Source organism: Mesorhizobium qingshengii (assembly GCF_027563465.1).
Lineage (GTDB): Bacteria > Pseudomonadota > Alphaproteobacteria > Rhizobiales > Rhizobiaceae > Mesorhizobium > Mesorhizobium qingshengii_A.
In genome coordinates, this window is sequence record NZ_JAPFQA010000004.1 from 162,900 (window position 1) to 178,137 (window position 15,238).

Below are 15,238 nucleotides of genomic sequence, written 5' to 3' on the forward strand. Positions count from 1 at the left end.
TGACCTATCCTTTTTTCTTCGCGGCCGGCTTCTTGGCCGCCGCTTTCTTGGTTGCAGGCGCCTTCTTGGTTGCAGGCGCCTTGGCCGCCGCCGCGGCCTTGCGGAACGGCTTCTTGCCGCCACCACCCTTGGCTTCCTTCTCGGCAATCAGCGCCAGCGCGTCCTCGATGGTCACCGATTGCGGGTCCTTGCCTTTCGGCAGTGTGGCGTTGACCTTGCCGAAATTCACGTATGGTCCGTATTTGCCGTCGCGCACGACGATCTTGCCGCCACCGTCGGGATGGTCGCCAAGCTCCTTGAGAGCCGCCGGTGTGCCGCCATTGCGGCCGCCCTTGCCCTTCAACTGCTTCTCGGCGATCACCGACACGGCGCGATTGAGGCCGATCGAGAACACATCCTCGATGCTGTCGAGATTGGCATAGGTGCCGTCATGCAGCACGAACGGACCATAGCGGCCGAGCCCGGCCGAGATCATCTTGGCCGTTTCTGGATGCTGGCCGACATCGCGCGGCAGCGACAGCAGGGCAAGCGCCTTTTCATGATCGATCGAATCGGGTGTCCAGCCCTTGGGCAGGCTCGAGCGCTTGGCTTCCTTGCCGTCGCCGCGCTGCAGATAGGGGCCGAAGCGGCCACTGCGCAGCGTGATTTCCTCTGATGTGTACGGATCCTTGCCAATCACCTTGGTGCCGTCCTCGCCGCCGCCGTTCTCGCCGTTGGGATTGGCGGCGTCGCCGAGCTGACGGGTGAAGGAGCATTCGGGATAGTTCGAGCAGCCGACAAAGGCGCCAAACTTGCCGAGCTTCAGCGACAGATTGCCGGTGCCGCATTTCGGGCAGATGCGGGGGTTCGAGCCGTCTTCCCGCGCGGGGAACACCAGCGGCGCCAGTTCCTCGTTCAGCGCGTCGAGAACGTCGGTGACGCGCAGTTCCTTGATGTCGCCGACGGCGCCGGAAAAATCCTTCCAGAAGTCGCGCAGCACGTCCTTCCAGGCGAGCTTGCCGTCCGAGATCTCGTCGAGCTTTTCCTCGAGGGACGCGGTGAAGTCGTATTCGACATAGCGCTTGAAGAAGCTTTCGAGAAAGGCCGACAGCAACCGGCCCTTGGCCTGCGGCACCAGCCGACGCTTGTCGATGGTGACGTAGTCGCGGTCCTCGAGCGTCTTCAGGATCGCCGTATAAGTGGAAGGTCGGCCAATGCCGAGCTCTTCCAGCTTCTTGATCAGCGAGGCTTCCGAATAACGCGGCGGCGGCTCGGTGGTGTGCTGGGTGGCGTTGATCGCCTGCCGCGCAAGCTGCTCGCCGGCGCGGATCTCCGGCAGCCGACGGTTCTCCTCGTCCTCCGAATCGTCGTCCTTCTGGTCGGTGTAGGCGGCGATGAAGCCGTCGAAGCGAACGACGGAGCCGATGGCGCGAAGTTCCGCCGTGCGGGTTCCATTGACCGCCTCGATCTCGGCGGTGGTGCGCTCGATCTCGGCCGGCTGCATCTGGCTGGCGATGGCGCGCTTCCAGATCAACTCATAGAGCCGCATCTGGTCGGAATCGAGATATTGCCTGACCGATGCCGGGGTGCGCATGAAATCCGTCGGGCGGATCGCTTCGTGCGCTTCCTGCGCATTCTTGGCCTTGGCGGTATATTGGCGCGGCTTTTCCGGCAGATATTTCGGGCCGAACTCCTTGGCGATGGCGTCGCGGGCGGCCGAGATCGCCTCGGGGGCCATCTGCACGCCGTCGGTTCGCATATAGGTGATCAGGCCGGTGGTTTCGCCGCCGATCTCCATGCCTTCATAAAGGCGCTGCGCCACCTGCATGGTGCGGCTGGCCGAAAAACCGAGACCTGATGAGGCGGCCTGCTGCAGTGTCGAGGTGGTGAAGGGCGGACCGGGATTGCGCTTGGTGGGCTTGGCTTCCACCGACACCGCCTTGAAGGTCGCGCCTTCGAGCATCGACTTGATGTCGTCGGCCTGCGCCTTGTTGGAAATGTCGAGCTTCTGCAGCTTCTTGCGATCGAAGGCGGTCAGCCGCGCTTCGAAATTCTCGTTGCGCGGCGTGCCGAGGAGGGCGGCGATCTGCCAGTATTCCTCGCGGATAAAGCGCTCGATTTCGGATTCGCGATCGCAGACCAGACGCAATGCAACCGACTGGACACGGCCGGCCGAGCGGGCGCCCGGCAACTTGCGCCACAGCACAGGCGAGAGCGTAAAGCCGACGAGATAATCAAGCGCCCGGCGAGCGAGATAGGCATCGACCAGCGGCGCATCGATCTGGCGCGGATTGGCCATCGCTTCCAGCACCGACGACTTGGTGATGGCGTTGAAAACGACGCGGCTGACCGGTTTGTCCTTGAGCGCGCGCTTCTGCTTCAGCACTTCCAGCACGTGCCAGGAAATCGCCTCGCCTTCGCGATCCGGGTCGGTGGCGAGGATCAGGCCGTCGGCATCCTTGACCGCCTTGGCGATGTCGGCAAGCCGCTTGCCCGAGGCGGTGTCGACCGTCCAGGACATGGCAAAATCCTCGTCCGGACGCACCGAGCCATCCTTGGCCGGCAAATCGCGGACATGGCCGAACGAGGCTAGAACCTTGTAGTTCTTGCCGAGGTATTTGTTGATTGTCTTTGCCTTGGCCGGCGATTCGACGACGACGACGTCCATGAGGTCTCATATCAGCTGTGATGCGGCAGAAGAATTCCGCTGCTCGCGACGAAATCTCGTTCTATTTGTCGCTCACATGGCTGCGCTTTTGCATCCGGTCAAGGGGAAGCGTCCCAAATTGCGGGGATGCCCGTAGCAATACACTCTTAGAGTGTATGATGGAAATCACAGAATTCTTGCTGATGGAGATGGTGGTCCCCAGTCGCCGGAACGACCCGTTTCATTTTACGGCGAGTCGCGGAAAACCCGCCGGAATGCCGCGCCGGGACCGGGCGACATGGTCGACAAACAAGAGCTGGCCGCCGGCTGCATGGGATGCCTGGCGACCAGCATGTCCCGCCGGCGGGCGGGAATTGGCATTGAGGGCCCTAGTTGGCCTTGACGACGTGCCAGACGTCGGCGACGCCGTCGCCGCTCATGTCGCCGGCCTTCTTGTCTTTGACGAAGGTGTAGACCGGCTTGCCGTCATAGGCCCACATCTTGCTGCCGTCGGTGCGGTCGACAACGCTCCATTCGTCATCTCCCTTGGCGCCAGCCTCGGCCTTCAGCGGCGGCCAGTTGGTGGCGCATTTGTCGTAGCAGTTGGACTTGCCCTTCCCGTCCTTGTCATAGGTATAGAGGGTCATGCCGTTGGCGTCGGTGTAGATCTTGGTGCCACCGACCTCGGCTTCCTTCCACGCGTCGGCGGCGAAGGATGCGGCGGTGCTGAGCAAAAGCGCGGCTAACCCGACTGTTATGATTTTCATGGGGATCTCCCTGGATGTTCCAAAGAGGCGCGGGAAATCGCGGCCTCACTGTCTCAACGCCAGCCGCAGGTCCTTTCTTCCCTGGCCTCAGCATGCAGCGACGACTTGCCACAAAATGGTGATTGGTGGAGAAGCGGCGTCGAGCCTATATCGGCGGCGGGACAGTCGGAGTTTTGGAATGGCATTGGACATCGGCTATGTCAGCGCGGTCGGGGCGGGGGCCATCTCGTTCCTGTCACCGTGCGTGCTGCCGCTGGTGCCTCCCTATCTCTGCTATATGGCGGGCGTCTCGGTCGACGATTTTCGCGGCGATGCGGGCGTGACGGCTCGGGAAGGCACGCGCGGCGCGCTGCTCTATTCATCGGTCGCCTTCGTGCTCGGCTTCTCGACCGTGTTCGTGGCGCTCGGCGCCGGCGCCTCGACCATCGGCCATTGGCTACGCGTCTGGCAGGAGCCGCTGGCGATGGCGGCCGGTGTGCTCATCATCCTGATGGGCCTGAATTTCCTTGGCATCCTGCGCATTCCGCTGCTGTCGCGCGAGGCGCGCTTCCAGTCGCAGGGAAAGCCGGCAAATGCCCTTGCTGCCTATGTCATGGGACTGGCCTTCGCCTTCGGCTGGACGCCGTGCATCGGCCCGGTGCTGGGGCCGATCCTGACGCTGGCCGGCGGGCGTGAAACCGTGGGTGAGGGCGCGCTGCTGCTCGCCGCCTATTCGCTTGGCCTCGGCATCCCGTTCCTGGTCGCGGCACTGTTTTCCGGCGCCTTCATGCGCTTCCTCGGCAAATTCCGCGTCCATCTCGGCCGCGTCGAAAAGGCCATCGGCGCGCTGCTGGTTGTCGCCGGCGTGTTCTTCCTCACCGGCGGCGTGCAGACGGTGTCCTACTGGCTGTTGGAGAATTTCCCGGTGCTGGGGCGGCTGGGGTAGGGCCTTGGCTGGCTACAAACCGCATGCTTGCCCCCAGTCTTGAACGACGGACCCGCTGAGCAAGAGTCAGCTGCTATTCCGTTTCCGCGATCTCACCGGAATTTAACCGCATTGGTGCAGCATGGCGCCACTGCTATCCTGTCTTGATTCCCAACCCTTTTCATATGGTTGTCCTTCCATGAGCCAGAGAACCTGCCTGTCCGTCATCCTTGCCGCCGGCGAAGGCACGCGCATGAAAAGCGCGTTGCCGAAGGTCCTGCACCAGATCGCCGGTCTGCCGATGGTCGCCCATGTCGTGAAGGCCGCCGAAACCGCCGGTGCCGGCGACCAGGTGCTGGTGATCGGCCACGGGGCGGAAGAAATGCGCAAGGCCGCGGCAAAATTCGCGCCTGACGCCGAGACCTATGTGCAGGAAAAGCGCCTCGGCACCGCGCACGCCGTGCTTGCCGCTCGCGAAGCGATATCAAGGGGTTACGACGATGTCCTGGTGATGTTCGGCGACACGCCGCTGATCGACCCGGGCGCGCTCACCGTGGCGCGGCTGAAACTGGCCGAAGGCGCGGCCGTGGCGGTCATCGGCTTTCGCACGCCCAATCCAACCGGCTATGGCCGGCTGATCGAAAAGGGCGGCAAGCTGGTCGCCATCCGCGAGGAGAAGGACTGCAGCGACGAAGAGAAGAAGATCACCTTCTGCAATGGCGGGCTGATGGCGGTGGCCGGTGGCCGGGCGCTGGAGCTGCTCGACGCGGTCGGCAACAAGAATGCCAAGGGGGAATATTACCTCACCGACATCGTCGGGATTGCCAGCGGGCACGGCCTTGATGTCGTCGCCACCGAAGCCAGTTTCGAGAATGCGCTCGGCATCAACAACCGCGCCGAGTTGGCGCAAGCCCAAGGCATCTGGCAGCAGCGCCGGCGGCACGAGGCAATGCTGTCGGGCGTGACGCTGATAGCGCCCGAGACCGTGTTCTTCTCGCACGACACCGAGATCGGCGCCGACACGATCGTCGAGCCCAATGTCTGGTTCGGCCCGGGCGTGAAAATCGCCACGGGCGCCAAGATCCACGCCTTCAGCCATATCGAAGGCGCCACCATTGCCTCGAACTGCGACGTCGGACCGTTCGCGCGGCTGAGGCCGGGCGCCGATCTCAGGCAAAAGGCAAAGGTCGGCAATTTCTGCGAGGTCAAGCAGGCGACCATCGAGGAGGGCGCCAAGGTCAACCACCTGACCTATATCGGCGATGCCCGCGTCGGCGCTGGCGCCAATATCGGCGCCGGCACCATCACCTGCAACTATGATGGCTATTCGAAGTTCTTCACCGACATCGGCGAAGGGGCTTTCATAGGCTCGAATTCCGCGCTGGTGGCGCCGATAACGATCGGCAAGGGCGGCTACATCGCCTCGGGCAGCGTCATCACCGAAGACGTGCCCGATGATGCCCTGGCCTTCGGCCGCGCCCGCCAGAAGACGATCCCAGGCAAAGGCAAGGAATTGCGCGAACGGTTTGCCGCGGCGGCGGCCGCGAAGAAGAAAGCTGGCGCCGACCACTAGCGATTAGCCGGTTATGCCGTTGCCGAAAGCGGCGGTCACTTCGATCTTGCCGACGATGGCCTTGTTCAAATCATCGAGGTCTTCGGCAGGGATCCAGTATTCCAGATGCGCCTTGCTGCCGGCGTGCTCGACCCGGTAGCTGTCGAGAAAGCTCTTCAGCACGTCAAACCGCGTCACGAATCCTGCCCCGCTGGCGGGCACATTCCAGTCGCGCGCGATCTGCACGGCATAGGCTTCCGACAGGACCGGATAGAAAATCGGCTGCTCGGGCAGGCGGGGCGGAAATGCCCGCATTTCCGAAATTTCGATGAGCTTGAGCTCTTCAGGCCCTACTGGCCGCCAGAGTGTCACGACAGGTATGGCTTCGTTCATATTGTCAATCCTAGCTTTTTGCTCGCGCGTCGCAACTCTCCGCCCTAAGTGGCGGCGGCCATAAAGCGAATGATTTCAGTAACCGGATTGCAAGGGCAGTCTGTCATGATAGAGCCTGTGTGAGACGATCCCGGCTGATACGGGACGAAATGCAATGTGACTTTCGCGGCAGGCCGGCGATCCCTAAATAGCGCTGGGTTTCTGCAAGGAATCGGGGCTGTCTGCATGTGCGGTATCGTTGGAATCGTCGGCCATTCGCAGGTTGCGCCGCGCATCGTCGATGCGCTGAAGCGGCTCGAATATCGCGGCTATGACTCGGCCGGTGTCGCCACCATCGAGCATGGCCAGCTTGCCCGCCGCCGCGCCGAGGGCAAGCTGATCAATCTCGAACGCAAGTTGAAGGACGAGCCACTCAACGGCACGATCGGCATCGGCCACACGCGCTGGGCGACGCATGGCGTGCCGAACGAGACCAATGCGCATCCGCATTTTTCCGACGGCGTCGCCATCGTCCATAACGGCATCATTGAGAATTTCGCCGAGCTGCGCGACGAGCTGATCCGCGACGGCTACAGTTTTTCCTCGCAGACTGACACCGAAGTCGTCGCCCATCTGGTGGCGCGCGAACTGACCAAGGGGCTGAAGCCGGTCGAGGCCGCGCACCAGGCGCTGAAGCGGCTGCAAGGCGCCTTTGCGCTGGCCATCATGTTCAAGGGCGACGAGGATCTTATCGTCGGCGCGCGCAATGGCCCGCCACTGGCTGTCGGCCATGGCGATGGCGAGATGTTCCTGGGCTCCGACGCCATCGCGCTCGCCCCGTTCACCAATTCAATCACCTATCTGGAAGACGGCGACTGGGCGGTGGTGCGTCGCGACGGTGTCATCATTTTCGACATCGACGGCAAAAAGGTCGACCGCAAACGCCAGCAGTCGCTTTCGACCAGCTTCATGGTCGACAAGGGCAATCGCCGCCATTTCATGGAAAAGGAAATCCATGAACAGCCCGAGGTGATCTCGCACACGCTGGCGAACTATCTGGATTTCGTCGGTGGCGTCTGCAAGCCGCTTGACCTGCCGTTCGATTTTGCCAGGATCAACCGGCTGGCGATTTCGGCCTGCGGCACCGCATATCTCGCCGGCCTGATCGGCAAATACTGGTTCGAGCGCTATGCGCGGCTGCCGGTCGACATCGATGTCGCCTCGGAATTCCGCTACCGCGAGATGCCGCTGTCTGCGGACGATGCCGCCTTCTTCATCTCGCAGTCGGGTGAGACCGCCGACACACTGGCCTCGTTGCGCTATTGCCGCAAGGCGGGGATGAAGATCGGCGCGGTCGTCAACGTGCGTGAATCGACCATGGCGCGCGAATCCGACGTCGTGCTGCCGACTTTGGCCGGCCCGGAGATCGGTGTCGCTTCGACCAAGGCCTTCACCTGCCAGCTCTCGGTGCTGGCCTCGCTTGCCGTGCGTGCCGGCGTGGCGCGCGGGACGATTTCGAAGGAGCAGGAGAAAACTCTGGTGCGCGAGCTTTCGGAAGCGCCGCGCTACGCCAACCAGGTGCTCAAGCTTGAAGAGCAGATCGAACGGATCGCACGGGAATTGTCGCGCTACAGCGATGTGCTCTATCTCGGCCGCGACACCAATTTCCCGCTGGCCATGGAAGGGGCGCTGAAGCTCAAGGAAATCTCCTATATCCATGCCGAGGGCTATGCCGCGGGCGAGTTGAAGCATGGCCCGATCGCGCTGATCGACGAGAACATGCCGGTGATCGTCATCGCCCCGCATGACCGGATTTTCGAAAAGACCGTGTCGAACATGCAGGAAGTGGCGGCGCGTGGCGGCAAGATCATCCTGATCACCGACGGCAAGGGCGCGGCGCTTGCGAGCGTGAAGACGATGGAAACGATCGTGCTGCCGGACGTGCCCGAAATCATCTCGCCGATCATCTACGCGCTGCCGATCCAGATGCTCGCCTATTTCACCGCCGTATTCATGGGTACCGACGTCGACCAGCCGCGCAATCTGGCGAAATCGGTGACGGTGGAATAGGCGCCTTTAAAAACTTCGCAGTTCCAAAGCGCCTTCCGGTTCACTAATGTTGCGTTGCAACCTGCGCCCGGTGGACCATGTCCGATGCTCCGAAGACCTCCGGCATGACCCGGCTGAGGAACTATTTCCTCACAGGCTTCGTCGTCTGCGCGCCACTGGCGATCACCGCCTATATCGCCTGGTCATTCATCGGCTGGGTCGATTCCTGGGTAAAACCGTACATTCCGGCACGCTATAGCCCCGATTCCTATCTGCCGTTTCCTGTCCCGGGATTCGGACTGATCGTCGCCCTGATCCTGATCACGCTGATCGGCTTCCTGGCAGCCAACATCGTCGGCCGCGCCATCGTCAATTTTGGCGAACGCCTGCTTGGCCGCATGCCGCTGGTGCGCGGCATCTATGGTTCGCTGAAGCAGATCTTCGAGACCGTGCTGTCCAACAAGGGCGACATGTTCCGCCAGGTCGGGTTGGTCGAATATCCGCGCAAGGGCGTCTGGTCCTTGGTCTTCGTCGCCAGCGAGAAGGAAACCGAGATCAATGAGAAGCTCGATCAGGAAGGCGATCCGCTGATCGCCGTGTTCATGCCCTGCACGCCCAATCCAACGACGGGCTTTCTCATGTACGTGCCGAAGTCGGACATCGTGCTGCTCGACATGACGATCGAGGACGGCGCAAAGCTGATCGTGTCCGCCGGGCTGGTTGCGCCCGAGGTCAAGTCGAAAATGGTTGTCGTGAATGGCGAGCCGATCGAGGGCGTGCTTGCCAACCCGTCGGTTGGCGCCTTGGCTCAGCCGGCGCGCAAGAGCCGCACGGCCTCGTCGCGGCCGAACAAGTAAAGCAGCAGGCGCAGCGCAGCGCCCCGATCGGACTGCAGCTCCGGGTCGCGGGACAGGATCAGCCTCGCGTCGTCGCGGGCGGCCTCCAAAAGGTCGGCATGCGCCTCGATGCGCGCCACCTGGAAACCCGGCGTGCCGGACTGGCGGGTGCCCAGCAACTCGCCTTCGCCGCGCAGCTTCAGATCCTCCTCGGCGATCATGAAGCCATCTTCCGTCTCGCGCATCACCGACAGTCGTCGCTTGGCCGTCTCGCCAAGCGGGTCCTTGTAGAGCAGCACACAGGACGACTTGATGTCGCCGCGTCCGACGCGGCCGCGCAGCTGGTGCAGCTGGGCGAGGCCAAATCGTTCGGCATGTTCGATGACCATGACAGTGGCGTCAGGCACGTCGACACCGACCTCGATGACCGTGGTGGCGATCAGGATGCGCGTCTCGCCCTGCTTGAAGGCGCGCATCGCCTCATCCTTCTCGGCACCTTTCATGCGGCCATGAACAAGGCCGATGCGGTCGCCGAACAGCGGTTTCAGCGAAGCGAAACGGTCCTCGGCCGACATCAGCTTGATTTCTTCGGATTCCTCGACCAACGGGCAGATCCAGTAGATCTTCTGGCCACCGGCGACGGCCTCAACCATGCGGCCGAGCAGTTCGTCGAGCCGTTCGAGGGGCAGTGTGACGGTGCGGATCGGCTGGCGGCCGGTCGGCTTTTCCGTCAGCTTCGACACATCCATGTCGCCGAAGGCGGTCAGCACCAGCGTGCGCGGGATGGGTGTGGCCGTCATCACCAGCATGTCGGGCGCGTCGCCCTTGGCGGTGATGGCAAGCCGCTGATGGACGCCGAAGCGGTGTTGCTCGTCGATGACGGCGAAGACCAGGTCGTGGAAGATCACCGTCTCCTGGAACAGCGCGTGGGTGCCGACGACGATGTCGATCTCGCCGCTCGCCAGACCAGCCAGCGCGTCGGTGCGTTCGCGGCCTTTTTCACGGCCGGTCAGGATGGCGATCCGCAGCCCGGCCTTGGCGGCAAGAGGCGCGATCGTCGCCAGGTGCTGCCGCGCCAGGATTTCGGTCGGTGCCATCAGTGCTGCCTGGCCTCCGGCCTCGACGGCGCGCGCCATGGCGAGCAGCGCGACGACCGTCTTGCCGGAGCCGACATCGCCTTGCAGCAGCCGCAGCATGCGTTCGGGATCGGCGAGGTCGGCATTTATTTCGGCAAGCGCGAATTCTTGGGCAGCCGTCAACGAATAGGGCAGGGCCTTGCGCAGTCTTTCGACAATGCGGCCGTCGCCAATGAGAGGCCGCCCGGACAGGCGGCGGACTTTGGCCCGCACCAGCGCCAGCGAGACCTGGCCTGCCAGCAACTCGTCGTAGGCAAGGCGCCGCCAGGCGGCACCGTCCACGGAGACATCGATCGGGTCCGCCGGATTGTGGATGCGAGCGAGCGCATCGCCAAAGGCCGGAAAGCTCTGTCGGCGCATGAACGCGCCATCCTGCCATTCGGCCAATACAGGCAAGCGCGCGAGCGCCTGGCCGATCGCCCGGCGCAGCACCTTGCCAGAGAGCCCGGCGGTGAGCGGATAGACCGGTTCGACGAGCGGCAGGCTCTCCGCCTCGCTTGCGAGCGCGATATAGTCGGGATGGACCATGGTCGGGCGGCCGTTGAACCATTCCATGCGGCCGGAAATCACGACATGCTCACCCTCGGGCATCGCCTTTTCAAGATAAGAGGCATGAGCATGGAAGAAGGTTAGCGCGATCTCGCCAGTGTCGTCATGGGCATAAACCCGGTATGGCACCGACCTGTTGCCGCGCGGCGGCGGCTGATGACGGTCGATGCGCACGTCGAGGGTGACGATCGCGCCTTCGGCCGAACCGGCAATGCCCGGGCGGTTGCGGCGATCGATGACGGTGTGCGGCAGCACGAACAGAAGGTCGCCGGCACGCGCCGCGCGATCGCCGAGATCGACGGCGACGACCTTCTCGATCAGCGCGCCAACCTTCGGGCCCACGCCTGCAAGCGAGGTGATCGGGACGAACAAGGGGTCGAGCAGGGAAGGACGCATGATGTCAGCTTATGTCGCGACGGCCACAGCGCAAGGCTGACAGCACCTTCTATCCACGCTATATGCGCCGCAGCAAGCGAGGATGCGGCACAATGACCGGAACGACGAGATCAAGTGCCGGGTTGGCAAGCGAGGGGCTCGATGCCCGTCGCCGCAAGCTGCTGTTTCGCTCCTGGCATCGCGGCCTGCGCGAGATGGACCTGATCCTCGGCACGTTCGCCGACGCCGAAATCGGCGCCTTGACCAGCGAGGAGATCGACCAATATGAGAGGCTCCTCGACATTCCCGACACCGAATTCCTGCCCATGGTCACCGGCGAACTCCCAGTCCCGGCGGACGTTGATTGTGCCGTCCTGCAAAAGATCCTGGCTTTCCGCCACTCCATGACATTCTGAACGACGTGATTTCATGAGCCTCATCCCCACCATCGGCCTGCCGAAAGGGCGCGCCGGCCAGTTCATAGTCGACGGTGTCGCCGATGGCTATGAGGCCTTCGCGCTGGTGCAGGCAGCACTCGAGATCGCGCCCGACAAGCCGGTCCTGTTCGTGGCGCGCGACGGCCAGCGCCTGCCGGCGATCATCGAGGCGCTGTCCTTCGCGGCACCCGGACTGCCGGTGCTGGAACTGCCGGCCTGGGACTGTCTGCCCTACGACCGCGTCTCGCCTGGCTCGGACGCCGCCGCCAAGCGCCTCGATGCGCTGACCGCCATGATCGCGCTGGCGAAGAAGCCACATCGCGCCGTCATCCTCACCACCGCCAATGCGCTGCTGCAGCGCATTCCGCCGGCCGGGCTGGTCGAGGCCCAGACCTTCCATGCCAGGCAAGGCAACCAGATCGACATGAACGCACTGGTGTCGCGGCTGGAGACGTCCGGTTTCGAGCGGGTGCCGACCGTGCGGGGCATCGGTGAATTCGCGGTGCGCGGCGGCATTCTCGACCTGTTCGCGCCCGGTTGGACTGAAGCGATCAGGCTTGATTTCTTCGGCGATACGCTGGAATCGATCCGTGTCTTTGATGCCGCCACCCAGCGCACCACCGGCCAGCGCAAGTCGATGGCGCTGCAGGCGATGAGCGAAGTGGCGCTGACGCCCGAAACCATCAGCCGCTTCCGCCGCTCCTATATCGAAGCCTTTGGCGCGCCGCAGCGCGACGACGGGCTCTATGCGGCGGTCAGCGAGGGCAGGCGCTTCGCCGGCATGGAGCACTGGTTGCCGTTCTTCTACGAGCGACTGGAGACCGTGTTCGACTACCTGCCCGATACACCTGTCGTCTTCGACCATCTGGCGCATGAAGCGCTCGCCGAACGCCACACGCTGATCCTCGATCACTACGAAGCGCGCAGGAAGCAGGCCGACGGCGCGCTCAAGGATGCCGTGCCTTACAAGCCGGTGCCGCCGGACCTGCTTTATCTCTCGCCAGAAAACCTGATCGCCTCGCTTGGACCGCGCGAAGCGATCGACTTCACGCCCTTCGACGCGCCTGATGCCGGCGCGAAAAAGGTCTTTCATGCCGGCTCGCGCCACGGCCGCAGCTTCGTCGAGGAGCGCGCCGATCCGAACGTCAATGTCTTCGACGTCGTCGTCAGGCATATTGCCGACGAACGCGCGGCGCGCCGCCGGATCGTCATTGCCGGCTGGACCGAAGGCTCGCTCGACCGGCTCGGCCAGATCCTTGCCGAGCACCATCTCGGCAATCTCAAGCAAGTCGCAACGCTGGCGGAGGCGGAAAAGCTTGAGCCTGGGCAGGCGGCCCTTGCCGTGCTGCCGCTGGAATCCGGTTTCGAGACCGAAAGACTGGTCGTCGTCGCCGAACAGGACATTCTCGGCGACCGGCTGATCCGCCGCTCGAAGCGCAAGAAGCGCGCCTCGGACTTTATTGCCGAAGCCTCGGCGCTGTCGGCCGGCGACATCGTCGTCCACGCCGATCACGGCATCGGCCGTTTCATCGGCCTGCGCACCATCGAAGCTGTGGGCGCACCGCATGACTGCCTGGAAATCCACTATGCTGGCGACGACCGGCTGTTCCTGCCGGTCGAGAACATCGAGCTTCTGTCGCGTTACGGTTCGGATTCGGCCGAGGCGACGCTGGACAAGCTTGGCGGCGGCGCCTGGCAGTCGCGCAAGGCGCGGCTGAAGAAACGCCTGCTCGACATGGCCGGGCAACTGATCCGCATCGCCGCCGAACGGCAGATGCGCGCCGCACCGGCGCTGGTGCCGGCGGAGGGCCTCTATGGCGAATTCGCTGCCCGCTTCCCCTATGAGGAGACCGACGACCAGCAGACGGCGATCGACTCGGTTCGGGACGACCTTGGCGCCGGCAAGCCGATGGACCGGCTGATCTGCGGCGATGTCGGCTTTGGCAAGACCGAAGTGGCGCTGCGCGCCGCCTTCATCGCGGCGATGGAAGGGTTCCAGGTGGCGGTGGTGGTGCCGACCACGCTTTTGTCGCGCCAGCATTTCAAGACATTCTCGCAGCGCTTTTCCGGCCTGCCGATCCGCGTCGCCCAGGCCTCGCGGCTGGTCGGCGCCAAGGAACTGGCCGAAACCAAGAAGGGCATTGCCGAGGGCCAGGTCGACATCGTCATCGGCACCCACGCGTTGCTCGGTTCCGCGATCTCGTTCAAGAATCTCGGCCTGCTGATCATCGACGAGGAGCAGCACTTTGGCGTCAAGCACAAGGAACGGCTGAAGGACCTGAAAACCGATGTCCATGTGCTGACGCTGTCGGCGACGCCGATCCCGCGCACGTTGCAACTGGCGCTGACCGGCGTGCGCGAACTGTCGCTGATCGCAACGCCGCCGGTCGACCGCATGGCGGTGCGCACCTTCATCTCGCCCTTCGATCCGCTGGTGATCCGCGAGACGCTGCTTCGGGAACGCTATCGCGGCGGCCATTCCTTCTACGTTGTTCCGCGCATCAGCGATTTGGCGGAAATCCATGATTTTCTGAGGGAATCCGTACCCGAGCTGAAGGTCGCGGTGGCCCATGGGCAGATGCCGCCGGGTGAACTCGACGACATCATGAATGCCTTCTATGACGGTCAGTACGATGTGCTGCTGTCGACCACCATCGTCGAGTCCGGCCTCGACATCCCGACCGCCAACACGCTGATCATCCATCGCGCCGACATGTTCGGCCTGTCACAGCTCTATCAGCTGCGCGGCCGCGTCGGCCGCTCGAAGGTGCGCGCCTATGCGCTGTTCACGCTGCCGGCCAACCGCAAGCTGACCGACACCGCCGAGCGCCGGCTGAAGGTGCTGCAGTCGCTGGACACGCTGGGTGCCGGCTTCCAGCTGGCCAGCCACGATCTCGATATCAGAGGTGCAGGCAACCTGCTGGGTGAAGAGCAGTCCGGCCATATCAAGGAGGTCGGTTTCGAACTCTACCAGCAGATGCTTGAAGAGGCCGTCGCGGAGGTGAAGGATTCCGGCGAAGTCCAGGATGGCGGCTGGTCGCCGCAGATCGCCGTCGGCACTGCGGTGATGATCCCGGAAAGCTATGTGCCGGACCTGCAGCTCAGGCTGGCGCTCTATCGCCGTCTCGGCGATCTCGAAAACACCGAGGAAATCGATGCGTTCGGCGCCGAGCTGATCGACCGGTTCGGCCCGCTGCCGGAAGAGGTGAAGCACCTGCTCAAGATCGTCTTCATCAAGGCGCTCTGCCGCAAGGCCAATGTCGAGAAGCTCGACGCCGGGCCGAAGGGCGTCGTCATCCATTTCCGCAAGCGCGAATTCTCCAACCCGGTCGGGTTGGTCCGGTTCATCGGCGAGCAGGGGTCATTGGCCAAGATCAGGCCGGACCACAGCGTCGTGTTCGTGCGCGACTGGCCAACGGCCGAGAAGCGCCTGGCGGGTTCGGCGGTGGTGATGACGCAGTTGGCGCGGCTGGTGGAGAAGGCCGCGTAGTATCATGGCTGGCGCCTTTCGATGGAAAGGTGGCCTTCGACTGCCTGGGATTTGTTGAAAGGCAAAAGTAACTGAAGCGCAGGGATCAGGCGGTATCTGTGGGGGGCGATGTGCGACGAATGGAGCCATTGAAGTATCTTTGCTC

Annotated in this window: 10 protein-coding genes; 6 read left to right on the forward strand and 4 right to left on the reverse strand. The window is 63.5% G+C overall.

Annotated elements, in window-relative coordinates:
- Positions 1–4: 4 nt before the first annotated feature.
- Both topA and OOJ09_RS12045 read right to left on the reverse strand, forming a co-directional pair.
- Complete coding sequence (gene topA / locus OOJ09_RS12040; protein ID WP_269905424.1) at positions 5–2,647, reverse strand: type I DNA topoisomerase; 2,643 nt, start codon at positions 2,645–2,647, stop codon at positions 5–7.
- Between the two features lie 368 nt (positions 2,648–3,015).
- A complete protein-coding gene (locus OOJ09_RS12045) occupies positions 3,016–3,393 on the reverse strand; it encodes a hypothetical protein (RefSeq protein WP_269905425.1) in 378 nt (125 codons plus the stop codon).
- A 178-nt stretch (positions 3,394–3,571) separates the two neighbouring features.
- On the opposite strand from OOJ09_RS12045, the gene OOJ09_RS12050 reads away from it, so the two are divergent.
- Positions 3,572–4,318 (forward strand): cytochrome c biogenesis CcdA family protein, encoded by a 747-nt coding sequence (locus OOJ09_RS12050; protein ID WP_269905426.1) that lies wholly within the window; start codon positions 3,572–3,574, stop codon positions 4,316–4,318.
- 178 nt (positions 4,319–4,496) lie between these two features.
- Entirely contained in the window at positions 4,497–5,870 is a 1,374-nt protein-coding gene (glmU, locus tag OOJ09_RS12055) for a bifunctional UDP-N-acetylglucosamine diphosphorylase/glucosamine-1-phosphate N-acetyltransferase GlmU (protein WP_269905427.1), read from the forward strand.
- A 3-nt stretch (positions 5,871–5,873) separates the two neighbouring features.
- Here the strand turns inward: glmU and OOJ09_RS12060 are convergent, their stop codons facing one another.
- Positions 5,874–6,242: an ADP-ribosylation/crystallin J1 gene (locus OOJ09_RS12060; protein ID WP_269905428.1), complete on the reverse strand. Its 369-nt coding sequence runs from the start codon at positions 6,240–6,242 to the stop codon at positions 5,874–5,876.
- Between the two features lie 225 nt (positions 6,243–6,467).
- On the opposite strand from OOJ09_RS12060, the gene glmS reads away from it, so the two are divergent.
- Both glmS and OOJ09_RS12070 read left to right on the forward strand, forming a co-directional pair.
- The gene (gene glmS, locus OOJ09_RS12065; RefSeq protein WP_269905429.1) at positions 6,468–8,291 is read left to right on the forward strand and encodes a glutamine--fructose-6-phosphate transaminase (isomerizing); all 1,824 of its coding nucleotides are present in this window, start codon (positions 6,468–6,470) and stop codon (positions 8,289–8,291) included.
- 77 nt (positions 8,292–8,368) lie between these two features.
- Positions 8,369–9,127, forward strand: coding sequence for a DUF502 domain-containing protein (locus tag OOJ09_RS12070; RefSeq protein ID WP_269905430.1), 759 nt, complete (start codon positions 8,369–8,371; stop codon positions 9,125–9,127).
- Here OOJ09_RS12070 and recG read toward each other — a convergent pair.
- On the reverse strand, positions 9,079–11,187 hold the full coding sequence (gene recG, locus OOJ09_RS12075; protein ID WP_269905431.1) for an ATP-dependent DNA helicase RecG: 2,109 nt from the start codon (positions 11,185–11,187) through the stop codon (positions 9,079–9,081). The genes OOJ09_RS12070 and recG overlap by 49 nt on opposite strands.
- Positions 11,188–11,279: 92 nt before the next feature.
- On the opposite strand from recG, the gene OOJ09_RS12080 reads away from it, so the two are divergent.
- Together OOJ09_RS12080 and mfd are read left to right on the forward strand one after the other, a co-directional pair.
- Positions 11,280–11,582, forward strand: coding sequence for a succinate dehydrogenase assembly factor 2 (locus tag OOJ09_RS12080; RefSeq protein ID WP_269905432.1), 303 nt, complete (start codon positions 11,280–11,282; stop codon positions 11,580–11,582).
- Between the two features lie 13 nt (positions 11,583–11,595).
- Positions 11,596–15,093, forward strand: coding sequence for a transcription-repair coupling factor (mfd, locus tag OOJ09_RS12085; RefSeq protein ID WP_269905433.1), 3,498 nt, complete (start codon positions 11,596–11,598; stop codon positions 15,091–15,093).
- The last annotated feature ends 145 nt before the right edge of the window (positions 15,094–15,238 follow it).